25 protein-coding genes and 3 pseudogenes are annotated in these 23061 nt (G+C 71.7%); 16 read left to right on the top strand and 12 right to left on the bottom strand.

The features are described from left to right. The 4 genes and pseudogenes from ABD981_RS00280 to ABD981_RS00265 form a co-directional block, all read left to right on the top strand. A partial coding sequence (locus ABD981_RS00280) for a DUF4235 domain-containing protein (protein ID WP_345527253.1) occupies positions 1-178 on the top strand: 178 nt, incomplete at its 5' end. Positions 179-547: 369 nt separating this feature from the next. Further along, positions 548-1834: a glutathione-independent formaldehyde dehydrogenase gene (locus ABD981_RS00275; protein WP_046910381.1), complete on the top strand. Its 1287-nt coding sequence runs from the start codon at positions 548-550 to the stop codon at positions 1832-1834. 272 nt (positions 1835-2106) lie between these two features. Further along, positions 2107-3205, top strand: a pseudogene (locus ABD981_RS00270) (carboxylate-amine ligase). A 272-nt stretch (positions 3206-3477) separates the two neighbouring features. Then, the gene (locus ABD981_RS00265) at positions 3478-3714 is read left to right on the top strand and encodes a DUF6479 family protein (RefSeq protein ID WP_046910415.1); all 237 of its coding nucleotides are present in this window, start codon (positions 3478-3480) and stop codon (positions 3712-3714) included. Positions 3715-3811: 97 nt separating this feature from the next. Here the strand turns inward: ABD981_RS00265 and ABD981_RS00260 are convergent, their stop codons facing one another. From ABD981_RS00260 to ABD981_RS00250, 3 genes are read right to left on the bottom strand one after another with little or no spacing between them, the layout of a single operon-like run. Further along, positions 3812-4813, bottom strand: coding sequence for a PHP domain-containing protein (locus tag ABD981_RS00260; RefSeq protein ID WP_046910379.1), 1002 nt, complete (start codon positions 4811-4813; stop codon positions 3812-3814). After that, on the bottom strand, positions 4810-5703 hold the full coding sequence (locus ABD981_RS00255; RefSeq protein ID WP_046910378.1) for an SDR family oxidoreductase: 894 nt from the start codon (positions 5701-5703) through the stop codon (positions 4810-4812). Before ABD981_RS00255 ends, ABD981_RS00260 begins: the two co-directional genes overlap by 4 nt. A 33-nt stretch (positions 5704-5736) precedes the next feature. Next, on the bottom strand, positions 5737-6366 hold the full coding sequence (locus tag ABD981_RS00250) for a flavodoxin family protein (protein WP_046910377.1): 630 nt from the start codon (positions 6364-6366) through the stop codon (positions 5737-5739). 228 nt (positions 6367-6594) lie between these two features. Here ABD981_RS00250 and ABD981_RS00245 point away from each other — a divergent pair, with 228 nt between their 5' ends. The 4 genes from ABD981_RS00245 to ABD981_RS00230 all read left to right on the top strand — a co-directional run bounded on the left by ABD981_RS00245 (position 6595) and on the right by ABD981_RS00230 (position 8633). Further along, complete coding sequence (locus ABD981_RS00245) at positions 6595-6825, top strand: DUF6480 family protein (RefSeq protein WP_046910376.1); 231 nt, start codon at positions 6595-6597, stop codon at positions 6823-6825. A gap of 151 nt (positions 6826-6976) precedes the next feature. Then, positions 6977-7252, top strand: coding sequence for an isoamylase early set domain-containing protein (locus ABD981_RS00240; RefSeq protein WP_046910375.1), 276 nt, complete (start codon positions 6977-6979; stop codon positions 7250-7252). A 14-nt stretch (positions 7253-7266) separates the two neighbouring features. After that, positions 7267-7743: a hemerythrin domain-containing protein gene (locus tag ABD981_RS00235; RefSeq protein ID WP_046910374.1), complete on the top strand. Its 477-nt coding sequence runs from the start codon at positions 7267-7269 to the stop codon at positions 7741-7743. Between the two features lie 194 nt (positions 7744-7937). Continuing rightward, entirely contained in the window at positions 7938-8633 is a 696-nt protein-coding gene (locus ABD981_RS00230) for a DUF6766 family protein (RefSeq protein ID WP_046910373.1), read from the top strand. Here ABD981_RS00230 and ABD981_RS00225 read toward each other — a convergent pair. Genes ABD981_RS00225 through ABD981_RS00215 form a run of 3 tightly spaced genes read right to left on the bottom strand, consistent with a single transcriptional unit; the run spans position 8630 to position 10600 of the window. After that, on the bottom strand, positions 8630-9688 hold the full coding sequence (locus ABD981_RS00225; RefSeq protein WP_046910372.1) for an iron-containing redox enzyme family protein: 1059 nt from the start codon (positions 9686-9688) through the stop codon (positions 8630-8632). The two genes, ABD981_RS00230 and ABD981_RS00225, sit on opposite strands and share 4 nt — an antisense overlap. Then, positions 9685-9927, bottom strand: a complete 243-nt coding sequence (locus ABD981_RS00220; RefSeq protein ID WP_046910371.1) for a CDGSH iron-sulfur domain-containing protein — start codon at positions 9925-9927, stop codon at positions 9685-9687. The genes ABD981_RS00225 and ABD981_RS00220 overlap by 4 nt, the downstream gene beginning before the upstream one ends. Continuing rightward, positions 9911-10600 (bottom strand): HemK2/MTQ2 family protein methyltransferase, encoded by a 690-nt coding sequence (locus ABD981_RS00215; RefSeq protein WP_046910370.1) that lies wholly within the window; start codon positions 10598-10600, stop codon positions 9911-9913. The genes ABD981_RS00220 and ABD981_RS00215 overlap by 17 nt, the downstream gene beginning before the upstream one ends. A gap of 263 nt (positions 10601-10863) precedes the next feature. Between ABD981_RS00215 and ABD981_RS00210 the strand changes: the two genes are divergently transcribed. From ABD981_RS00210 to ABD981_RS00195, 4 genes and pseudogenes are all read left to right on the top strand, one after another. Beyond that, positions 10864-11427: a hypothetical protein gene (locus tag ABD981_RS00210; RefSeq protein WP_046910369.1), complete on the top strand. Its 564-nt coding sequence runs from the start codon at positions 10864-10866 to the stop codon at positions 11425-11427. A 16-nt stretch (positions 11428-11443) separates the two neighbouring features. After that, a complete protein-coding gene (locus ABD981_RS00205; protein WP_123954933.1) occupies positions 11444-12046 on the top strand; it encodes a hypothetical protein in 603 nt (200 codons plus the stop codon). A gap of 233 nt (positions 12047-12279) precedes the next feature. Continuing rightward, positions 12280-13122, top strand: a complete 843-nt coding sequence (locus tag ABD981_RS00200) for a class II glutamine amidotransferase (protein ID WP_046910368.1) — start codon at positions 12280-12282, stop codon at positions 13120-13122. A gap of 142 nt (positions 13123-13264) precedes the next feature. Continuing rightward, positions 13265-14150 (top strand): annotated as a pseudogene (locus ABD981_RS00195) (oxygenase MpaB family protein). A 38-nt stretch (positions 14151-14188) separates the two neighbouring features. Here the strand turns inward: ABD981_RS00195 and ABD981_RS00190 are convergent. The 3 genes from ABD981_RS00190 to ABD981_RS00180 form a co-directional block, all read right to left on the bottom strand. Next, complete coding sequence (locus tag ABD981_RS00190; RefSeq protein WP_046910367.1) at positions 14189-14632, bottom strand: DUF2267 domain-containing protein; 444 nt, start codon at positions 14630-14632, stop codon at positions 14189-14191. A gap of 15 nt (positions 14633-14647) precedes the next feature. Next, positions 14648-15085, bottom strand: a complete 438-nt coding sequence (locus ABD981_RS00185) for a DUF2267 domain-containing protein (RefSeq protein ID WP_046910366.1) — start codon at positions 15083-15085, stop codon at positions 14648-14650. A 99-nt stretch (positions 15086-15184) separates the two neighbouring features. Continuing rightward, positions 15185-15616: an Hsp20/alpha crystallin family protein gene (locus ABD981_RS00180; protein ID WP_046910365.1), complete on the bottom strand. Its 432-nt coding sequence runs from the start codon at positions 15614-15616 to the stop codon at positions 15185-15187. A gap of 128 nt (positions 15617-15744) precedes the next feature. On the opposite strand from ABD981_RS00180, the gene ABD981_RS00175 reads away from it, so the two are divergent. The 3 genes from ABD981_RS00175 (at position 15745) to ABD981_RS00165 (ending at position 19616) form a co-directional block, all read left to right on the top strand. Next, positions 15745-16389, top strand: a complete 645-nt coding sequence (locus ABD981_RS00175; RefSeq protein ID WP_046910364.1) for a hypothetical protein — start codon at positions 15745-15747, stop codon at positions 16387-16389. A 174-nt stretch (positions 16390-16563) separates the two neighbouring features. After that, on the top strand, positions 16564-18477 hold the full coding sequence (gene htpG / locus ABD981_RS00170; RefSeq protein WP_046909682.1) for a molecular chaperone HtpG: 1914 nt from the start codon (positions 16564-16566) through the stop codon (positions 18475-18477). 74 nt (positions 18478-18551) lie between these two features. After that, entirely contained in the window at positions 18552-19616 is a 1065-nt protein-coding gene (locus ABD981_RS00165) for a protein kinase family protein (protein WP_046909681.1), read from the top strand. 20 nt (positions 19617-19636) lie between these two features. Here the strand turns inward: ABD981_RS00165 and ABD981_RS00160 are convergent, their stop codons facing one another. Continuing rightward, entirely contained in the window at positions 19637-20887 is a 1251-nt protein-coding gene (locus ABD981_RS00160; RefSeq protein WP_046909680.1) for an MFS transporter, read from the bottom strand. Between the two features lie 168 nt (positions 20888-21055). Between ABD981_RS00160 and ABD981_RS00155 the strand changes: the two are divergent. Next, a pseudogene (locus ABD981_RS00155) lies at positions 21056-21217 on the top strand (alpha/beta hydrolase); the annotation flags it as partial. 21 nt (positions 21218-21238) lie between these two features. Here ABD981_RS00155 and ABD981_RS00150 read toward each other — a convergent pair. Both ABD981_RS00150 and ABD981_RS00145 read right to left on the bottom strand, forming a co-directional pair. Further along, positions 21239-21580, bottom strand: a complete 342-nt coding sequence (locus ABD981_RS00150; protein ID WP_046909678.1) for an avidin-fold protein — start codon at positions 21578-21580, stop codon at positions 21239-21241. Between the two features lie 204 nt (positions 21581-21784). Beyond that, entirely contained in the window at positions 21785-22963 is a 1179-nt protein-coding gene (locus tag ABD981_RS00145; protein ID WP_046909677.1) for a Cmx/CmrA family chloramphenicol efflux MFS transporter, read from the bottom strand. Between the last annotated feature and the right edge of the window lie 98 nt (positions 22964-23061).

Raw genomic sequence — 23061 nt, 5'->3', positions numbered from 1 at the left:
ATGGAAGGTGATCGGCCATGAGGACGAGGCCCCCGCCGCCACCGACGAGCAGCGCACCTGGCGGGAGATCCTCCTGGCGGCGGCCCTGCAAGGCGCGATCTTCGCCGTGGTCCGAGCCGCCGTCGACCGGGCCGGAGCCGCCACCACCCGCCGCCTGACCGGAACCTGGCCCGGGTGAACCGGCCCGCACCGCACCGACCGCGGCCCGGACGGGACACGGCCGGCCTCACCCGCGCCCCGTACGCCTTCGCCTCCGCAGGGACACCCCGGGGCGCGGACGCGGCCTACGAGCGATGCGAGGCCGGGACGACCGTCGTGATCGCGAACGTCCGCCCTCACGGTGGTGGTTGAGCATGCTGCCGGTGGGCAGGGGCCTGGGAGGCAAGATCCCGCGCCCGGTCCGCTCGACGCGGAAAGGACGGGAGAGAAGCCTTACTCCGCAGAGGCGGGCGTCACCCCACGGTCCCGCCGCCTCCGCGCCGCCACCCAGCAAGACGCCGCTTCCGTCGGTGAAGCACGACGCGCGGCGGCGCCGGTAGGGAAGATCATGAAAGCTGCAGTGTACGAAGGGCCCCGGTCGGTGACGGTCAAGGACGTCCCCGACGCGAAGATCGAGCACCCGGCCGACATCCTGGTGAAGATCACCACCACCAACATCTGCGGCTCGGACCTGCACATGTACGAGGGCCGGACCTCCTTCGAGTCGGGTCGCACCCTGGGCCACGAGAACCTCGGCCAGGTGGTCGAGGTGGGCGAGGCCGTCACCAAGGTCAAGGCCGGCGACTGGGTGGTCCTCCCGTTCAACATCGCGTGCGGCTTCTGCAAGCAGTGCGAGCAGGGGCTGACGAACTACTGCCTCACCATGCAGCCCGAGCCGGACAAGGCGGGGGCCGCGTACGGCTTCGCCGAAATGGGCCCCTACCAGGGAGGCCAGGCCGAATTCCTGCGCGTCCCCTACGGCGACTTCAACGCCCTGCGCCTGGGCGAGGACGCCCCCGGGCGACAGCTCGACTACGTGATGCTCGCCGACATCTTCCCCACCGGATACCACGCCACCGAGATGGCCGGCGTCAAGCCCGGAGACCAGACCATCATCTACGGCGCGGGCCCGGTGGGTCTGATGGCCGCCTATTCGGCGATCCTCAAGGGCGCCGGCCGGGTCTGGGTCGCCGACCACCAGCCCGACCGGCTCCGCATAGCGGAGGAGATCGGGGCGATCCCGATCAACACGGCGGAGCAGGACCCGGCCGAGGTGGTCAAGGAGGCCACCCTGGGGCTGGGGGCGGACAACGGCTGCGAATGCGTCGGCTACCAGGCCCACGACCCCCAGGGGACCGAGGACGCGACGCTGACCATGAACGGACTCATCGACACGGTCCGGTTCACCGGAGGCATCGGCGTGGTGGGGGTCTTCCTGCCCGAAGACCCCGGCGGCGCCGAAGCCCAGGGCGAACTCGAAGCCCAGGGGAAGGTGCCGCTGGATTTCGGGATGCTGTGGTTCAAGGGCCAGCGGATCGGAACCGGCCAAGCCCCGGTGAAGCGCTACAACCGGGCCTTGCGCGACCTGATCGCCGGTGGCAAGGCCGAGCCGAGCTTCCTCGTCTCCCACGAGCTGGGCCTCGACGAGGCCCCCTCCGCGTACGAGCACTTCGACAACCGCGATGACGGCTGGACCAAGGTCGTCCTCCACCCCGGCAACGGCAACGGCAGCCGCGGGACCAGCACGACCGCCCACCAGACCCTGGAGGAGTTGCGTCAGGAGGCCAGGGACCAAGGTCTCGAAGGCCGTTCGCACATGAACAAGGAGCAACTGCGCCAGGCGCTCGGGCATTGAGCCGGCGCCAGGTGCCCCGCCTGGAATCACCGGTCTGCCGCGGGCTCCTCCCGCGGGCGGGCCGGGCCGGGCGGGGCACCTCCGCCGTCGTGCCGGTCGCGGTCGCCACCCCTGCCCCCACGCATCCGTCCGGTACGGAAGCGACCCCGACGACGTCGGCGTCGCGTGCGAGCGGGGCAGCTACCCGGCTGCGTCCAAGACCGCCGTCCGGTTCATCCCGGCGAGCGGGAACTGGCGCGGGTGATCACGGTGAGTGTGGGTAGCCGCAAGACGTGATCACCGTAGGCGTCGAAGAAGAGTATCTGCATGGTGGACCCGGTGACCGCCGTCCCGGTCCCGGCTGTGGGGGGTGGTGCGCCGGGCGGCGGGCCTCGGCCCGTTCGCGCAGGGCGTCGAGATCCAGGACGAGCTGTTGCAGGCCCAGATAGAAGTGGCCACTCCCGTGTGCTCGAGCCTCGACGAGGTGGGAGGCCACCTGTTGCGGCTGCGTCATGCGGGTGGCCTCGGCCGCGGAGGCGAACGGCTGCCGGGTCGCCGCGACCGGTGCGGCGCCGCTGCGCGGGGGGGACGCGTGTCCCCGTGACCCCCACGGCGCGCTATCTGCGGATGGAGGGAGCGGCCCGGCAGCTGGTGGACGAACAGCTGATCTGCGGGATGCACGTGCACGTCGGGGTCGTCGACCCGGAGATGGGCGTCGCGGTGCTCAACCGGATCAGGGGGTGGCTGCCGGCTCTGCTGGCCATGTCCGCGAACTCGCCCCTGTGGGACGGGCGGGACACCGGGTTCGCAAGCTGGCGCACTCTCGTGTTCGGCCGGTGGCCCGTGAGCGGTCCGCCGCCGTTCTTCGACGGACTCTGCGATTACGAAAGGCGCCTCGGGGACCTGGTGGCTTCGGGCGTGATCGCCGACCGGGGGCAGATCTACTGGCAGGCGCGGCTGTCCGACCGCTACCCCACGGTCGAGGTGCGGTGCCTGGACGTCCAGCTGCGGGCCGATGAAGCCGTCATGTTCGCCGGAATCATCCGAGGACTCGTGGCCGCGGCGGTGGTCGAGGAGAAGGCCGGGGTGCCCCTGCCGGTGGTGGCACCGGAGCTGACACAGGTGGCGAACTGGCACGCCGCACGGCACGGCATGAACGGGACGCTGCTGGATCCGCTCGGCCGTCCGCACCGCAGCGGAGACCTGCTGTACGCCCTCCTGCGGCACATCACGCCGGCCCTGGAGGAAGCGGGCGATCTTCGAGAGGTCAGCGGTCTCGTCCACCGACACCTGCAGGCCGGCAGCCCCGCCGACCGCCAGCGTCGCGCTCTTGCGGAAGCAGGGCTGCCGGGGCTGATCGATCTCGTGACCGGGGCCGGCAACTCCCCATGAGGAGGCCCCATGAGGGGGCCCATGCGGGGGCCCATGAGGGGTCTCCATGGCGGACGGTCTCCCCTCGCGTACGCCTCCGTCCTCTCCGGCCCGCGCCGCCCCGGGGCCTGGGCGTGTCCGCGCGGGAAGGCCCCGACCGCGCGCCGGCCCGTCGACGGACGTGCCACACCCCGCTGGCCGGCGGGCAGGGTTTACGCGGGCCGAGAGGGGACAGCCGCTGGACATGTCCACAGCGCCCGGTCGCGGGCCCTGTCCTTCGCGGAGAGGTGATCATGACTGCTTACGCAGGTTTCCCGACGCTCGCGTCGGCCGGTTCCAACGGAGTGCTCTTCGCGGTCGTCATTGGGGTGGTCGTCGTAGCGGTCCTCCTCGGCGCGTTCTGGTGGGGCAGCCGCCGAGTGGCCCGCCGTCGGGCGTCGGCCGCCGACGCCTCCCGGGCGGACACCAGAGCGGCTCGCGGTTCCTGGTCGACGCCCGACGGCCGCGACGGCGGGGACACGGACCGCTGAAACGGCGGGGCCCCGGGCCGCCGGGGGGCGGAGAGGGACCCTACGGCTCCCGTCGGAGTGGCGACGGGAGCCGTAACCGTTCGTAGGGAGAGGCGCCTCACGCCAGGCCGGTCCTGCTGCTCAGCAGTCGTCCGAGCGGCCAGTTCGTGATCAGCCGGTCCGCTCCCAGGCCGACCCGGGCCGCCCGCGCGTAGCCCGTGCTCTGCCAGTGGAGCTGTTCGGGGGCATGGGCGTCGGTGTCCACGGCGAAGAGGCAGCCCGCGGCGGCCGCCTGCGCGAGCAGGTCGTCCGGCGGGTCGCGTCGCTCGGGCCGGCAGTTGATCTCCACCGCCGTGCCGGCCTCCGCGCATGCGGCGAACACGGCACGGGCGTCGAAGCGGGACGGCGGGCGGCCCCGGCCGGTGATGATCCGGCCCGTGCAGTGCCCCAGGACGTCGACGTGCGGGTTGCGGACCGCGGCGACCATGCGGGCGGTCATGGGCTCGGGTTCCGAGCGGAGCCGGGAGTGCACGGAGGCCACGACGAGGTCCAGCCGGCCGAGCAGCTCCTCGTCCTGGTCCAGGGAACCGTCCTCGAGGATGTCGCACTCGATACCGGTGAGCAGTCGGAACCCGGCGCCCATGGCGGAGTTCAGTTCGGACACGGCGTCCAGTTGCCGGGCGAGCCGCTCGGCGGTCAGTCCGTGGGCGATCGTGAGCCGCGGCGAGTGGTCGGTGAGAACGGCCCACTGGTGGCCCAGGGCGCGGGCCGCATCGGCCATCCGCTCGAGCGGGCTGCCGCCGTCCGACCAGTCGGAGTGCAGGTGGCAGTCCCCGGTGCTCGCAGCCGCCAGGTCCCAGCCGGCACGCGCGCCCGGGGCGGCATCCGCCTGCAGCCGGGCGAGGTAGCGCGGTGTCGCGCCGGTGGACGCCTGGGCGATCACCTCGGCGGTGACCGGCCCCACCCCGGGCAGCCGTTCGGCCTGTGCGGCCTCGACCGGCCCCGGAGGCAGATCGCCGACGGCGTCGGCCGCGGTGTGGAAGGCCCGCACCCGGTACGGCGAGGCCCCGCGCCATTCGAGGAGGAAGGCGATCAGGCGCAGGGCCTCGTCGGGGGTCACGGCAGGGGAGTCCCGCCGGTGGCGTTGACGATCTCGCCGGTGATGTACGAGGCCTGGTCGGAGGCGAGGAAGACGTACGCGCCCGCCATCTCCGCCGGCTGGGCCGGCCGGCCCAGCGGGGACTGCTCGCCGAATCTCGTCGGGTCGGGCATCGTCGCGGGGATGAGCGGCGTCCACACGGGTCCCGGAGCCACGGCGTTGGCCCGGATTCCGCGCCCGGCCAGCATCTGGGCCAGGTTGTGGGTGAAGGAGATGATCGCCGATTTCGTCATGGCGTAGTCGAGGAGGTGCGGACTGGGCTGGTAACCCTGCACGGAAGCCGTGTTGATCACCGAGCCTCCCCGGGGCATGTGGGCCAGGGCGGCCTTCGTCAGCCAGAACATCCCGTACAGGTTGGTCTTCATCACCCGGTCGAACTGCTCGGTGGTGATCGCCCCGATGCCGTCCGGCTGCGCCATCTGGTAGGCGGCGTTGTTGACGAGCAGGTCGATGCCGCCCAGCGCGCCCATGGCCTCTTCCACGAGACCGGTGCACTCGTCCTCGTGCCGGATGTCGCAGGGGACGGCCAGCGCCGTGCGGCCGGCCTGACGGATCAGCCGGGAGGTCTCCTCGGCCTCGTCGGCTTCCTCGGGCAGGTGCGCGAAGACGACGTCGGCGCCCTCCCGTGCGAAGGCCAGGCAGACGGCCCGGCCGATCCCGGAGTCCCCTCCGGTGACCAGGGCCTTGCGCTCCCGCAGCAGGCCGTGGCCCTGGTAGGTGTCCTCACCGTGGTCGGGGCGGGGGTCCATCGCCTCGGTCGAGCCGGGATGGTCCTGGTCCTGCTCGGGGAACGGGGGCCGTGGGTGCAGTGTCACCGGATCGGTGAGGTGGGCCTGGTCGTGGTGGTTCATCTCGGTCTCCTTCCGTGTCCGACGGCGCGGGCGTCAGGACGAGGGCGGGTACGAGGCCTTCTTGAGGCGGCGCGCCAGGTGGGCGGTGTTCGCGGCGAGCGTGGCCGTCGTGGCGGCCGTCTTCTCGGGTGTCTTGTCGAGGTCCTGGTAGTCGGTGCGCTGCATGGCTTCGCCGACCCAGTAGGTGACGGCGTTCGGGGCAAGGGTGAAGCCGACGTCGTTGAGACCCTGGAAGAGCTCGGCGCTGACATGGTGGGCGCCGTCCTCGTTGCCGACCACGCACACGGCAGCGGCCTTCCCGTAGGTGAGCGGGCGGCCCTCGTCGTCGCTCTCGCCGAGCTCCGCGTCGAGCCGCTCCAGGACGCGCTGGGCGATGCTGGAGGGGTGGCCGAGCCAGATGGGCGTGGACAGGATCAGGATGTCGCAGGCGAGGATGGTGTCGCGGATCTCCGGCCAGGCGTCCCCGTCTCCCATGTCCACCTCGACGCCCGGCTTGACGTCGTGGTCGGCGACCCTGATCACCTTTCCGGTCACTCCGTGGTCGGCGAGCGCGGCCATGGTCTGCTCGGCCAGCAACTGGGAGCTCGACCGTTTCGGCGAGGGGGACAGGGAGCAGACCAGCGCGACGGCGCGCAGCGGCGTGGTTTCGGTGGTTGTGTCCATATGGTCCGGCTACCCCGATGGTCAGGGCCTATCCCGGTTGTTCCGACTACGGGGAGTGATCGAGTGCGGTGTGCCCGGTGGGGCAGGACGTCCTGGGGCGTGCGTGGCGTGGCGTGGGTGAGACGGCGCCAGCGCGCCGGGGGAGTCGCGGCTGCACGCTCCCGACCTGTTCGTGCCTCCGGGGCAGATGTGCGGCATGTCGGGACGGGATCAGGACAGCCGCCGGGCATGAATACGAGCAACCCGGACCCCGACCCGCGCCACACCGCCGGTCTGACCAGCGGCGGCTCCGTTCCCACGGGCGACACGCCGCCGGCGGAGTCCGGCACCGGAACGGGAACGGGCCCGCACAGGCCGTTGAAGCGCGGCTGGGCCGCGGGGCCCCTGGCCGTCATCATCGCCTTGGTGGTCCTCGTGGCGCTGTTCTTCCTGGCGTACGGCATCGTCCTGGCGCTGTAGCGCCCGGCTCGGCCGTGGTCCCCACCCGCGTAGGTCACGATCGCGGCATCCAGGTGAGTGACGCTCCGGTGACGGCGTGGCGCCCCTGGGGTGCGACGCACCTTTCGACGTTGGGCGGGCCCCCGCCACCTCCGCCCGTCAGGAGCCTCCCGTGCTCGAACGAAAGCGGCTCAAGGGCCGCACGCGGATCACCTTCGTCCTTCCCGCCGACAGCCCGGACGGGCCCGTCAGCGTCGTGGGCGACTTCAACCACTGGAACCCCGCGGCCCACCCGCTTCTGCCCCGCCGCGACGGCATGCGCGCCGCCACGGTCGTGCTGCCGGCCCACAGCGGCCATTCCTTCCGTTACCTGGCGGCCGGGAACCACTGGTTCGACGACGACCAGGCCGACGGACACGACGGTGTCAACAGCCGCGTCCACACCTGATGAGAGAGGCTCCCATGGATGCCATTGTGCTTCTGCGCGAGGACCACAAGACCGTCGAGAAGCTGTTCAAGCGGTTCGAGAAGACCTCCGACGACGACACGGCCGAGCGCCGCCGGATCGCCGACGAGGTGATCGAGGAGCCCACCGTCCACGCCTGGATCGAGGAGAAGTTCTTCTATCCCGCGGCCCGCGCCGCCGCACCGGACACGACGGACCACATCCTGGAGAGCGTCGAGGAACACCACGCGGTGGTGTGGATGCTGTCGGAGCTCAAGGACATGGACCCGGGCGACGAGCGCTTCAAGGCGAAGATGAGCGTGCTGATGGAACAGGTCCGCCACCATGTGGAGGAAGAGGAGCAGGAGTGGTTTCCGGAGGTCCGCAAGGCCATGGGCCGCAACCGGCTCACCGAGCTCGGGGATGAGCTCGAAGCGGGGAAGAAGAAGTCCCCGCGCGACCCGCTGGCCGTTCCCAGCGCCGACTCGAAGTGATCCGGCCGACGCCACCGGTCGCCACGGCGCCCGCGGTACGGGTGGCTCTCGGCGGCTCCGAGGGTGCCGCGTCCGGCCGGCCCGACGACTGCACGGTGAAGGGCGCGTGAGACCTTGCGCTTCCTCTTCGTCACCACGCTCGCCGTCATCCTCGGAGGACTCGGCTACTTCATCACCATCGGGGCGCTCCAGAGATGAACGGCAACCGCGAAGCACGCGCGGGGTTCTGGCGCGACAACAGCCTGACCCTCACCTTCGGCATCGCCTTCCTGGTCGTCCTCGCCTGTCAGGCCCTCACCGGCCACGCCGAGTTCAACGAACAGATGACCGTGGACGGCCTTCAGCCGATCACCTTCACCGACTACCTGGCCTCCTCGGACTTCGCCGTCGACGTGACCGAGAACTGGCAGTCGGAGTTCCTCCAGTTCTTCCTCTACATCTTCGGCACCGTCTACCTCGTCCAGCGCGGCTCCCCGGAGTCGAAGAAGGTCCACGAGGCAGGCATCGAGAGCGAGCGCGAGCAGCGCATGGGCGAACACGCCCGCCCCGACTCGCCGCGCTGGGCCGGCACGGGCGACTGGCGCCAGACCCTCTACGCCCGCTCCCTGGGCACCGTCATGGGCGGCCTGTTCCTCCTGTCCTGGGCGGCCCAGTCCATCGCCGGCACCGCCGCCTACAACGACCAGCGGCTCCGGCAGCTCCAGGACCCCGTCAGCTGGGCCGGCTACGTGGCCACCCCTGACTTCTGGAGCAGGACCCTGCAGAACTGGCAGTCCGAACTGCTCGCGGTAGCCGCGATGGTCGTGCTCTCGATCTACCTCCGTCAGCGCGGCTCCCCCGAATCGAAACCCGTCGGCGCCGCCCACACGACCACCGGCATCGAGGGTTAGGCGGTGTCTTCCGGATCCTGCCCGGCACGGGCGGTGCCCGACGGGACGTCCAAGGGCTTCCGCAGCGGAGAGAGTCCCCTCTCCCACGCTCCCAGGAGCTCCGCGGCGAGCCGGTCCTCGAGGAGCAGGGTCGCCGCGCACCCGAGGGCGACATCGGCCTCCAGCTCGGGCTCGTCGGCCAGCAGGCCGCCGATGACTTCACGCCGTACCACCTGTTCGTGGACCGCGTCCGCCTCGACGTGTTCGTCGTAGAAACGGGCCGCCGCCGGGCCTGCCCCGCACCGTCGCAGCGCCGCCGCGAGTCGTCGGGAACCGGGCGAGGACGTGATCTCGACGCTGGCGAAATGACCCACCAGCGCGCCCCGTAGGGCCCGGTGCAGACCGAACAGGGACATCAGGTTGACGGTCGCGAGCAGGGACGCCGGGGCGTGCTCCAGATAGGCGCCGTACGCCGGATCGAGGCCGAGGTCGGCCATGAGATCGGCGAAGAGCCGCGCATGGATGCGGTCGGCGCGGCCGGCGCCGAACTCGTCGTACTCGATGGCCACCATGCCGGCCTTGGCGCGGCCCCTGAGGCGGGGTACCACCCAGAGATGGGGGTCCGCCTCCTTGAGGTGGTAGAGGGACCGCAGAGCCGCGTAGTCCCGCAGTTGCCCGAGGTCGCCCTGTTTCTCCAGATGGTGGCTGACACCGCCGGTGGGCTCCACGGGTTCGACGAGGAGGGGGCCGAAGGCCTCGTCGACGGTGCGCGGGGCGTCGCGCAGGTCCGCCCGCAGGGCCTCCCTCATCACGGACTCGAGGTCCCGGCGCAGGCGGAGCAGATCGGGGTCCCACTCCCGCTCGGCGTCGACGTCCGCGAAGCCGCGGTAGTGCAGTTCGTAGAGCACGTACAGAGCCAGTTGGAGGTCCTCGCCCCACGGATCCGCTCTGACCGCCGCTCCGCGGGGGCATCGGAGCCGCGCGCCGGTGCGCAGGGCGGTGACGACGGACTCCGACACCTCACCCCGTCCGGCTGCCAGGGGGGCCGCGGAGTCGACGGAACGCTGGGGGATCACGGACGACTGCCTTTCTGCGTGGTCGACGGGTTCTGTCGGTGCGGGCGATGGCTGGTGTCGCACCAGGGGTAGGTCCGGCTCCGGCGGCAGGTGCAGACGGCGACGACGAACCGGTCCGAGCGCGCGACGGTACCGTCCTCCAGGACGATCTCCACGGGGCCCTCGATCAGCGCGGGCCCGGGGTGGTCGAGCATCACGCGGCGCGCGGGAGCCCGGGGGCGGTCAGGTGTGCTGGGCACGGATCACCACCAGCTCTTCCCATGCGTCGCCCGCACGCGCCAGGCCCGCTTCCTCCAGCCAGGCCCGTCGCGTCCGCAGCACCGGCCCCCAGGGCACCCGCGCGCAAGCGACGGCCCGCGCGGCCAGCCCGGATCCCTCCAGCCTCCGCACGGTGGCCCGCGCGTCGCACATGCCGGAGTGAACCATGAGCAGCACTCCGCCGGGTCGCAGCATCGATGCGGCGTCGGAGCAGATCCTGTCGATGACGACCCGCCCGTCCGGGCCGGCGTCCCAGGCCCTTTCGGCGCCGCGCGTGGGCGGCCGCGGGTGGGGCGAGGGCACGTAGGGCGGATTGGAGAGGACGAGGTCGAACCGCTGCCCCCGGGCGCGAGCCGCGAAGTCCCCGTGCAGCACGCGGAGCGCCAGTCGCTGCCGCAGGGCGTTCACTCGCGCGGCGATCACAGCCCGCCACGACACGTCCACCGCCGTGACGAGGGCGCCCCTGGCGGCCGCGTGAAGCGCGACGGCACCGGTGCCGGTGCCGATCTCCAGCACCTCCGTCTCCGGCGTCAGCTCCTCCCGGGAGAGGGCATCGGCCAGCAGCCAGGTGTCGGCCTGTGGCCGGTACACACCAGGTGGTACGAACAGCCGGTTCTGCGGCATGCGTGCTGACGTCACGGTGGCCATGGACATGCGCCCACCTCCCAGATATCGCGTTGGCCCGGCGACGGACCATGACTGGCCTCGGCGTACGGCGGCTACCCCGGATCAGCGCGGCTACCCGCCACGGCAGGGACCGGGGGAAGGGCCGCGACCGGCCGCCGAGCCGGCGCCGGTGCTCGCGAGCCTCACGCCGGGGGACGAGGCACGCAGTCCCGCGCGGAAACCGCCGTTTCAACGCACCTCGACGGGGGAGCCGCCCTGGGTAGGGGGATCGAGCCAAGGGAGCGACGCCGATGTCGACAGGAACGATTCTCGCCATCGTCATACCCGCCGCGGTGGTGCTCGTGGTGATCGTGCTGGCCATCGCCGTCGACAGGCGGCGTCGTCGACGGCTGCGCGAGCGATTCGGACCCGAGTACGAACGGACGGTCGACGAGGCCGGCAGCAAGCGAGCCGCCGAGCACGACCTCGGGGCGCGCGAGAAACGCCACGAAACGCTGGACATCAAGCCCCTGTCGAGCGGGGCGCGGGAGCGCTATGCCGAGCGGTGGCGCGGTGTCCAGGAAGAGTTCGTGGACCACCCCGAGGGGGCGGTGCACGACGCGGACAGCCTGGTGACCTCGCTCATGGGCGAGCGCGGTTACCCCACCGAGGGCTTCGAGCAGCAGACGCGCGACCTCTCGGTCGAACACGGTCAGACGCTGGAGCACTACCGCGCGGCGCACGAAGTCCACACGCTCAGCACCTCGCGGCAGGCCACCACCGAACAGCTGAGGGGAGCGATGGTGCACTACCGGGCCCTCTTCGACGAACTCCTCTCCGACGACGGGGAGAGCCGCCGGCCCGGCCGGACCTGATCAGGAGGCGCACGACATGCGCGAGAACGACACACCGGAGCGGTCCGGCGACGGCTCGGACGCGGCTCCGCCCGTCTACCCGGGCGAAAGCACCGACGTAGGCGACAGCGAGCACAGCGGTCACGGCGCGCGAGCCGGCGAGGACGAGCCTCACCGGACCGAGGCCGGAGGCGACTCCGACACGAGGTACCCCGCGACCGGCACCGGATCCGGTGCCGACGCGGGGCCCGGAACCACCCCTGGCCCCGAGGCCGGGACCGGTGCGGAGGCGGCCCGCGACAGGGACGGCGACACTCCGGCCGGGCCCGGCGAGCGATCCGCCCGTCCCGAGGGGGACGAGGGAGGCGCCCCGGAGCGGCTGCTCGGCTCTCAGGACGAGGAGGCCTTCCGCAGCCGCTGGCACGAGATCCAGAACCGGTTCGTCGACGACCCCCGCGCGGCGGTCAACGATGCGGACGCGCTCGTCACCGACGTGATCCGCAAACTCGCCGCGACCTTCGGGGACCGCAGGAAGGAGCTGGAGGGGCAATGGAACGAGGGCGAGGACGTCGACACGGAGAGCTTGCGCCACGCGCTGCGGCAGTACCGCTCGTTCTTCCACCGGCTCCTCACGACCTGAGAGGAACGCACGAAGGGCGGCGCGCTCCGGCCCGGCCGGACGCTCCGCCCCGCCCGGCGCAGGGACGGCCGAGATCCGGAAGCCGCCCGGTGAACCCTTCCCCGACCGCTTGGACCGACGGACGCCGTCGTACGGGTGACCGCCCAGCGGGCCACGGCCAGGCCGAAAGCGACGGCGTGATCAAGACCCTCCTCAACGCCCTGACAGAGCTCAAGGGATTCCGGTGATCACTAATGTGCCGCTGGCTCGTGTACGCCGGCACTCCGGTGCTGCTGGACACCATCCTGTACAAACCGGCCCACTCGCTGATCGAGCAGAGCCGCAACGCCAAGCTGGGCGTGGAGACCACGAACGGCGACGGATTCGGCATCGGCTGGTACACCGACGAGAGCGACACGCCCGCGCTCCTCAGGGACGTCGGACCCGCCTGGAACAACCGCAACCTGCGGGAGCTGGCGGATCACGTCCGCTCGCCGCTGTTCTTCGCCCACATCAGGGCGTCCACCGGAACGGCGGTGCAACAGTCCAACTGCCACCCGTTCCGGCGCGGCCGCTGGATGTTCATGCACAACGGCGCCATCGCCGGGTTCCGCCTCCTGCGCCGCGACCTCTCGCTGCGCATCGACCCGGCGCTCTACGCCGATCTCGAAGGAACGACGGACTCCGAGGTGATGTTCTACCTCGCGGTCACCTTGGGACTGGAACAGGACCCGCCCGCGGCCGTGGCCAGGATGGCGGGGGTCGTGGAGGACGTCGGCCGAAGGCACGGGGTGGACTTTCCGCTCCAGATGACGGTCGCGCTCACGGACGGCCACCGGGTCTGGGCCTTCCGCTACTCCAGCGAGCGCGCCTCGCGTTCGCTGTTCTACAGCAGCCGGGTGGACGACCTGCGCAAGCTGCATCCCGACGTGGCGTTCCTGCGGAACATCGCTCCGCAGACGCGTCTCATCGTGTCCGAGCCGCTCGACGACCTGCCGGGAGCCTGGAACGAGATGCCCGAGAGCAGCTACCGCGTCATCGCCGGGAACGACGACGTCCTGCACCCCTTCGCTCCGGTGCCCGCGGACGACGGTTGAGCCGCCCCCGCTCGGCCCCGGCAAACCCGGCCGTCGCGTCGTGGAGACCGCGCCGCGGCGCCCGGCCCGCCCTCGCCGGGCGTCGGAGCGACAATCGAACTGTGAAAGGGACGGTCGAACTGTGAAAGGGTTGCGAGGCTTGCTGCCGCCCTGGACGGCGTCGAGCGGCGGGCCGCGCGCCCGCGACCGCCTCGGCGACGCCCTCTTCAGCCGCGTCGCGGGTCCGTCCGGTGCGGAGAACCGGGCCAGGATCCACGAGACGCCGGGCCCGAGGTGGTTCGCCCCCGACGATCCGATCCGCCGGGTCCACGGCGACGCCTCGATGTTCGTGGGCGGGCTGAGCGCGCTCCTGCTCCAGTCGCTGCATCCGCGGGCGATGGCCGCCGTGGAGGCCCATTCCGGTTACCGGGGGGGACCCCTGGGGGCGACTCCAGCGGACCAGCACCTTTCTGGCCTTCACCACCTACGGGACGGCCGAGGACGCGCAGCTCGCGGTGGACGGCGTACGGGCGGTGCACGCACGCGTCAGAGGCCGCACCCCCGACGGCGAGCCGTACCGCGCCGACGATCCGCACTTGCTGGAGTGGGTGCACGTCGCCGAGGTCGACAGCTTCCTGCGCGCCCACCAGCGATTCGGCGCCCAGCCCCTGGCCGAGGACGAGTGCGACGCGTACATCGCCTCGGCGGCCCGCGTCGGGAGCGCTCTGGGCGTGCTCGGCCCCCCGCGCACGGCAGCCGAACTGGCGCAGCGGATCCATGCCTTCCGGCCCGAGCTGCGCGGCACGGACGCGGCCCGTGCCGCGGCCCGGTTCATCCTGCTCGACCCGCCGCTGCCGTGGCCGGCGCGGCCTCCGTACGCGATGTTGGCGGCGGCGGCGGTCGCCTTGCTGCCGGACTGGGCCCGTGCCCCGTTGAACCTTCCCCTGCTGCCCCGGGCCGAGCGCTGGTGCGCCACTCCCGCCGGCTCAGCGGTAACCGTCGCCATCCGCTGGGCGATGCGCCGGCCTCCCTCGTCCAGCACCGGGTGACGGGGCCGGGCACCGCCCGTTCGGCGCGTACCTACGGTCTACGCGGCGGGGGTGAGTTCGGCCTGGCCGAACAGCAGGGCCCAGCCGTGGGGGAGCTGGTTCAGGACCCGGTCGACCAGGCCGGTTCCCGTATGGGCGCGGACCGCCGCGAAGACGGAACCGGTGTCCCAACGCGTGGTGGCCAGGGACGCGCCGGAGCGGGCGGCGAGGTCCTTGACGAAGGCCCAGCCGGTCAGCGGCTGGGGGTCGGGGACTTGGGCGGTCAGCACGCGGGCCGCCTCCAGGGGCAGGCAGGCGGCCAGGTCGACGCGTTCGTCGCCGGTCAGCTGGCGTCCGAATCCGGCCAGGACCAGGCGGACGGCTTCGTCGGCCCTCTCACGGGTGGGGTAAGCGCCTTCGTAGCGGACCCTCTCCAGCATCTGCTCGTACGCCGTCGAGTACAGCTGCTCGTGCTCAAGCGGTCCGCGCGCGTCGGAGATCACTGGTGTGCTCGCCTTTCATGGAGCCATGGGGGTGCCGGGCAGGGCACCCCGTTCGTGTGAGGTGGTCTGGGGGTGGCCGAAGAGCAGCTCGTAGCCGACGGGAAGCTGGAGCAGGACCTGCCCCATCAGGTCCTCGCCGGCCGCGTCGGCGACGGTGGACAGGACGGCGCTGACGTCCCAGGTCGCGGTCTGGACGGTGGCACCCTCGATCCAGGCCGCCGCCGCGCGGACGAACCGCTCGGGGGAGAGCGGCTCGGCGCTCTGCAGAGGGTTGAGCAGGATCAGGGCGAAGCCCTCCGGCAGGTGTGTCGCGAGCCGGGCGCGGACCTCGCCGACCAGGTGAGCGCCCAGCAGGGCGAGCACCACGCGTGCCACCCGCTCGGCTTCGGCGGCGGTGTCGTATGCGCCGCGTTCCTTCACGTGGTCGAGGAACGCTTCGCGTCGTAGCGTCATCGGCGGTCACCCCTTCGTGTCGTCCGGCTGTCCACGGAGGTGCGGAGGGCGGGGAGGGGGAGATCAGGCTGCCGTCCTCCGCACCGGTCCGGGGCGGTGTCAGCCGGAGATCTCCTTGCGGTTCGAGCCGACGCCGATGGAGATCTTGCGGGGCTTGGCGCGCTCGGCGATCGGGATGCGCAGGGTGAGCACCCCCGCCTCATAGTCCGCCGCGATGCGCTCGGTGTCGAGGGTGTCGGCGAGCATGATCTGCCGGGAGAAGACGCCCAGCGGCCGCTCGGACAGCTCCACCTTCACGTCGTCCGCCTTCGCCACCGGCCGACGCTCGGCCTTGACGGTCAGCATGTTCCGTTCGACGTCGATCTCGATCGCGTCCGCGGTCACGCCGGGGATGTCGAAGGCCACCACGTAATCGTCGCCCTCGCGGTAGGCGTCGAGAGGCATCACCGACGGCTTCGACCAGGTGCCCGGTCCCATCAGCTGCTGCGTCAGCCGGTCCAGCTCACGGAAGGGGTCAGTGCGCATCAACATCGTGAAAACACCTCCAGCGGTTTCGGGCAGTTGCTGCCAATGCGCTGCACTGAAACCGTTGTAACATGTCATCCGATGGATGACAAACAAGACGTCGTCGAAGTGATGACAGATCGAGGGAGGTGCCCGTGACCGCAGCCGACCAGCCGGACACGCCCCGTACCGACGCCCACAGCCCGGCGTCCTTCCTCGCCGCGGCGGCGGCCCTCGCCGCCATAGACGACGCGCTGCGCGAGGCCCAGCACGAGGCTCCCGACGCCTCCAGGCCCGGCCCGCAGCAGGCGCTGGCCTCCCTCGTGCTGCTGCGTCAGGTGCGCGAGCAGCTCACGGGGTGGGAGACCGGCCTGATCGAGACCGCCCGCGAGGCGGGAGTCAGCTGGGCCGACCTCGCCGCTCCCCTCGGCGTGGCCAGCCGCCAGGCCGCCGAGCGCCGCTACCTGCGAGGCCGCCCCGGCGCCGTCGGAACCACCGGCGAGCAGCGTGTGACGGCCACCCGCCAGGCCAGGGCCGCCGAACGCGCCACCCTCACCTGGGCGCGCGCCCACGCCGCCGACCTGCGCAGCCTCGCCGGTCAGATCACCGCGCTCGGCGACCTCGCGCCCGACGCGCGCTCGGCCCAGGCCGCCCTGCGTGTCGCTCTCGGCGCGGCCGACGCCTCCGACCTCATCGCGCCCTTGGCCGGCATGCGCCCTCACCTCGGCGCCCACGCCGACCTCGTCGCGGACATGGACGAGCTGGGCGACCGGCTCGCCGGGGCCGACGGCGAGGACTGACGTCCACGGCGGAGATCCGCACCGGCGCATACGGTACGGCTCGCCCCCGTCCTCACCGTCCCCCGCCCCCCGTCCCCCCACCCCCCCATCCCCCATCCAAGCCGTCGGCGGACCGTTGTCCGTCCCGGCCCGAGTCCCCGTCCGTTCCTCACGTACACACGGAAAGAGACCTCTATGAGCAGCAGTGTCGAGACGTTGGAGTTCCAGGCCGAGACCCGCCAGTTGCTCCAGCTGGTGATCCACTCGATCTACTCGAACAAGGACATCTTCCTGCGCGAGCTGATCTCGAACGCCTCCGACGCCCTGGACAAGCTGCGGCTGGAATCACTGACCGACTCCGCCCTGGCCGAGACCACCGACCTGCACATCTCGCTGGAGGTCGACAAGCCCGCCCGCACCCTGACCGTGCGTGACAACGGGATCGGCATGACCAGGGACGACCTGGTGGAGGTGATCGGCACGATCGCCAAGTCCGGCACGGCCGGCCTGCTGGAGAAGCTGAAGGAGTCCAAGGACAACGCCACCGAAGCCGGCCTGATCGGACAGTTCGGAGTCGGCTTCTACTCGGCGTTCATGGTCGCCGACAAGGTCACCCTGCGCACCCGGCGGGCCGGAACCGACTCCGGCACCCAGTGGGAATCCGACGGCGAGGGCACGTACGCCCTCCAGGCGGTCGACGGCCTGCCCGTGGGCACGTCCGTCACCCTGCACCTCAAGCCCGCCGACAGCGAGGACGGGCTCGCCGACTACCTCTCCGAGTCGAAGATCCGGCAGATCGTCAAGCGGTACTCGGACTTCATCCGCTGGCCGATCCGGATGGCCGCGGAGCGCACCGACGCCGACGGCGGGTCCAGCCGCGAAACCGACACCCTCAACTCGATGAAGGCCCTGTGGGCGAGGCCGCGCAGCGAGGTCACCGAGGAGGAGTACAACGACTTCTACCAGCAGACCGGCCACGACTGGCTGCCGCCGGCCGCGACGATCCACATGCGCGCCGAAGGCACCTTCGAGTACGAGGCGCTGCTGTTCATCCCCTCACAGGCGCCCTTCGACCTGTTCTCGCGCGAGACCAAGCCCGGTGTGCAGCTGTACGTCAAGCGGGTGTTCATCATGGACGACTGCGAAGCGCTCATGCCGCAGTACCTGCGCTTCGTCAAGGGCGTCGTGGACGCACACGACCTGTCGCTGAACGTCTCCCGCGAGATCCTCCAGCACGACCGGCAAATCGCCGGCGTACGACGGCGCCTGGTCAAGAAGGTCCTCGGCGCGATCAAGGACATGCAGTCCAAGGACGCCGAGCGCTACGCCAAGGTGTGGGCTCAGTTCGGCCGCGTGCTGAAGGAAGGCCTGCTCGAGGACACGGACAACACCGAAACCCTGCTCGGGCTGCTGTCCGCCGCCTCCACGCACGACCCCGAGAAGACCACCACCCTGCGCGAGTACGTCGAGCGCATGAAGGACGGCCAGGACGCCATCTACTACCTGACCGGCGAGACCCGTGCGATGGTGGAGAACTCCCCGCACATGGAGGCCTTCGCGGCCAAGGGCTACGAGGTCCTGATCCTCACCGACCCCGTCGACGAGGTGTGGGTGGACCGGGTCCCGGCCTTCGACGGCCACCGGCTGCAGTCCGTCGCCAAGGGCCAGGTCGACCTCGCGGAGTCCGCCGACGACGGAAAGGAGACCGACGCCGACAGGACCCGGCGCGAGCAGGACTTCGCGGACCTGCTGCCCTGGCTGACCAGCACCCTGTCCGAGCACGTCAAGGAGGTCCGCCTCTCCTCACGCCTGACGACGTCGGCAGCCTGCGTCGTCGGCGACGCCCACGACGTGACACCGACCCTGGAGAAGATGTACCGGGCGATGGGCCAGCAGATTCCCCCGGTCAAGCGGATCCTCGAACTCAACCCGGCTCACCCGCTGGTCACCGCCCTCCGCACGGCACACGACTCGGGCGTCGATGATCCCGCACGTGCGGAGATCGCCGAACTGATCTACGGCAGCGCGCTGCTCGCCGAGGGCGGAGACCTGCCCGATCCCGCCCGCTTCACCCGGCTGCTCACCGACCACCTGAGCCGCACCCTGTGACCGTGGGGGGCGGTCCGGCGCGGCCGAAGCACCCGACCGCCCCCGGACGGGTTCGGGGTACGGAGGAGCCGTCGATGCACCAGCCGGACCCCTGCCATGCCGCGCGCCTCGCCACGTACGGGACCGTCGCCACGCACCTGTCGCTCCTGAGCGACCACCGGCTCAGCCAGGTCTTGGCCGGCGTCGCACCCCTCGGGGCCGGCATCGGCGGCAGGTCGGCGGAGTGGGAGGTCGGGGGGACGCGCGTCTTCGTCAAGCGGGTCCCCTTGACGGACATCGAGACGCGGCCGGAGAACGCGCGCTCGACGGCGAACCTCTTCGGACTGCCGATGTTCTACCAGTACGGAGTGGGGTCGGCCGGATTCGGAGCCTGGCGCGAGCTGGCCGTGCACGCCATGACCACCCATTGGGTCCTCGGGAACGAGTACGAGGGTTTTCCGCTGATGTACCACTGGCGGGTCCTGCCCGACACCCCTCCCGAGGGGTTCGTCGACGAGTTCGGAGGCATCGACGGTGCGGTCGCGCACTGGGAGGGCTCAACGGCCGTGCGCGAGCGGCTGGAGGCCATCGGCCGCTCCTCCTCCAGTCTGGTCCTGTTCCTGGAACACGTGCCCCAGACCCTCGCCACGTGGCTCGCCGACCAGCGGGGATCCGGCCCGCAGGGCGGGGACGACTCGCCGTACCCATGGGTGGAGGACGCTCTGGCGCGCGGGACGGCCTTCATGAGCTCTCACGGGCTCGTCCACTTCGACGCCCATTTCCGCAACATCCTGACCGATGGACGACTGCTCTACTTCGCGGACTTCGGACTCGCCCTGAGCTCCGGCTTCCAACTCGCCTCGGACGAGGCGGAGTTCCTGTCCCGGCACCTCGCGTACGACCGCTGCTACACCCCGAGTCACCTGCTCCGCCACCATCTGCCCGAGGGCATGCGCGGCGGCACCGACCACGAGGCGTTCCTCCACGCGTGGATCGCGGGCCGAAAGCCCGATGGCGTCACGCCGGAGATCGCCGCGATCATCGAACGACACGCCCGGACCGCCGTCGTCCTGGACGGCTTTCACCGCCGCCTTCTCACGGAGAGCAAGCGGACGCCGTTTCCGGCCGACGCGCTCGAGCGGGCCTCGCGCGCCCGCTGAGGGCCGGAGCCGCACCGTGGTCATCCCGTCGCTTCCGCGGCCACGGCCGGCTGCGGCCGGGTCCGCATGCCCCAGCGGGCAAGGGAGGGGCCGGCGGCACCCAGCGCCGCGAAGAACAGCGCCAGCAGCAGCCAGCCCGTCGTGCCGAGGCCGAGCACCACCGTGGTGAGGAGCGCGGGGGCGAGAGCCTGGCCCGCGCTGAAACCGAGACCGAGGACACCCTGGTACTGGCCCTGGGCGTGGTCGGGGGCGAGACCGAAGCCCAGGGCGTATCCCGCCGATGACTCCCACACCTCTCCCAGGCTGTGGACGAAGATCGCGGCCAGGACCAGTCCCGCCGCGGCCCAGACCGGTGCGTAGGCCGCCAGCGCCATCATCGGGCAGCTGACGAGGAAGAGCAGCCCCGCCGTGCGAAACGCCCGGCCGCCGTCGCGCGGGGTCTCGATACGCGAGCCGATCCGGGTCTGCATCAGCACACAGAAGAGGGAGTTGACGGCGAACAGCGCGGCCACCGTCCAGCGCGGCGCCTCCGTGTGCTCGGAGATCCAGATCGGCAGCAGCAGCGAGACCACCGGGTACTGCAGTCCCATGGCCCCGTAGAGGGCGGTGAACGCCAGGAAGGGACGGTCCGTCAGGGCGCCCCAGCGCCGCTGCGCCGGCGGTGGGGCCAGCACCGGATAGCGGGGCAGCAGGAGCAGGAGCGCCGCGCACAGGGCGAAGCTGGCCGCGTTGCCGAGGATCAGCGTGACGTAGGCGCCGCGGGTGTTCGCGGCGAGCGCCAGCCCGGCACCCAACGTCCCCAGGACGACGCCCAAGTTGACGAACGTGCGCAGCTTCGCCCGGAACCGGGCCGGGCGGTCACCCCCGACCCGGACCACCAGGGCGCCCGCCGCCGCCCCGCCGGCCGCCGCGGCGACCTGGTCGACCGTCGCGACGACCGTGAGCACGGCCCAGCTCTCGACGAGGACGAGGGCCGCCATCGACAGCGCCTGGACCACGAGGGCCGACATCATGATCGTGCGTGCCCCGCGCCGGTCGGCCAGATGCCCGCCCGGTATCCCCGCGCACAGTCCGATCACTCCGGCGATGGTGAGCGCGGCGCCGACCTGCACCGCGGGCAGGCCCACGACCAACGTGAAATAGAGCGCCGACGCCGCGTTGAACAGACCGTTGCCGACCCGGTTGACGAAACTGGCGGCGATCAGCACGCGCTCCGGCCCGTTGTCGCCCGCTAGACGGCCTATTCGGCCGGTCAGGCTGCTCTTGATCATGAACGGCAGGCTAACAGCGGCCCCTGATCCGGCAGCAGGCGCGCCGAGGTCGTGTGCTCCCCCCCCACGTCCGGCGGGGACGTGGACAAGAACCCCCACCCCGGCGTACGCGTCCTCGCGGCATCCGCGCCACCACCGCACACCACCTGCGCCGCATCGTGTCGAACGGGCTCCGACCCCGTCGGCCGCGGGCTCGAGCACCAACTCCGTCCTCTCGCCGACGACCTGGTCGGACACCACCTTCAGGACTGCGGCCACATCGTCCCGCTGGACCGCCCGAACGCGCTGTCCGCGCTCCTCGACCCCTTCCTCTCCACCGATCTGCCGTAGTGCCCCCGGGACGCCGGGCTCTTACGCGGGCAGTTGCTCGACCGCGCTGGTGCCGCTGCCCGGCTGGGACTCCCAGCTCCACGTCTCTTCGAGGCGGAGCCGGCCGTCGGGGAGTTCGGTCACGAGCGAGGTGCAGTGCCCCGACGCGGTGGTGGAGTCGGAGCGGAGCTGGACGTAGCGGAAGTCGAGGGTGTCGCCCGCGCGGGTACCGACCAGGTACCCGCGCACGATGTCCCCGCCGGAGTACTCCGCCCAGATCCGCTCGCCCTCCTCGTGGTACGCGAACCGGGTCTGCCGTCCGACCTGACCGGGTGCCTGGTCGGTGACCGGGACGAAGACGAGGCCGTCGAGCGAGCGTGTCATGAGGGCTCCCGAGATGGAGAAGCCGCAGGCCGGACCCGGCACCTGTGCCGGACGCCAAGGCGGCGCTGTGGTACGTACGTTAGTACGGACCACCGTGGCCCTACGCAGCTGGACCGTGGCCGACAGGCTCCGCCCGGGCCGGCGCGGCCCGGCGCGCTGCCGTGCCCGGGAGCGCGAGCGCACGCCCCCGGGCCCGGCCGCTCGTCACCGGATCGCTTCGGCGCCCCCGCCGCCTGTGACGGTGGTGAACAAGGGGAAGGCGGTGATCAGCGCCGCCGCGACGAGGAGTCCGCTCGCCCAGACCGGCCCGAGGGTCCCGACTCCGGTTCCGAGGGTGGCGGCGGCGAGGGCGGGGCCGACCGCGGCGCCCACGTTGAGCGCCGCGGTGGCGTAGGAGCCTGCCATGGTCGGGGCTCCGGCGGCCTCGTAGAGGATGCGGGTCATCAGCGTGCCGCCCACGGCGAACGACAGCGCCCCTTGCACGAACACGAGGACGAGAAGCGCGACCGGCTCCTCGGCCAGCAGCGCCAGGGCCGGCCAGCCGACGAGCAGCAACGGACCGCCGACGGCGATGACCAGACCGGGGCGGCGGTCGGACAGCCGCCCGGCGACGGTGACACCCACGAAGGAACCGGCGCCGAAGAGCACCAGAGCGACGGAGATCCACAGCTCGCCCAGCCCGGCGTCGTGGGTCACCACGGGCGCGAGGAAGGTCAGGCTCGCGAACGTGGCCGCGTTCACCAGCGCGCCGAGCAGCATCACCAGGGCCACGCGCGCCCTGGTGAGCTGGGCGAGTTCCGCTCGCAGGGCCCGCCTGCCCGTCGCCTCGCCCCTCGCACGTACCGCCGGGACGGCCCTCAGGATGCCGAGGGCCGCGGGCAGGCAGAGAACCGCGACACCCCAGAACGAGGCCCGCCAGCCGAGCAACGTGCCGAGCGCGGCGCCTCCGGGGACACCGGCGACCGTGGCCACCGTCGTGCCCGACAGCAGTACGCCCAGTGCGCGCCCCGTCCTGTCGGGCGGGACCAGGGTGGCGACGGCCGTCAGCGCGACGGCGAGGAACCCCGCGTTGGCGAGCGCGGCGACGACCCGACTCGCGAGCAGGAGGGGGAAGCTCGACGTGACGGCGCCCACGGCGTGGGCCGCCGCGAAAGCGAGCACGAAACCGAGGAGGGTCGCGCGCGCGGGCCAGTTCCGGGCGAGCGCGGCCACGAGAGGGGCGCCGACGACCATGCCGACCGCGAAGGCCGAGGTGAGGGTGCCCGCGGTCCCGACCGTGACGTCGAGATCCGAGGCGATGTCCGGCAGGAGGCCGGCGAGCATGAACTCAGAGGTCCCCATCGCGAAGACCGCGAGGGCGAGGAGGTAGAGCGGCAGAGGCATCGAGTGGCTCCGAGGTGAGAGAGGCACGAGAGGGTCATCTCGTCACCGCGGCCAGTCCCCGGCGCACACTCGCCCCGCCGCTAGACGCGGCGCGGCAG

The organism is Streptomyces showdoensis, assembly GCF_039535475.1.
In the GTDB taxonomy this organism is placed as follows: Bacteria; Actinomycetota; Actinomycetes; order Streptomycetales; family Streptomycetaceae; genus Streptomyces; species Streptomyces showdoensis.
This window is presented reverse-complemented; position numbering and strand designations above follow the sequence as displayed.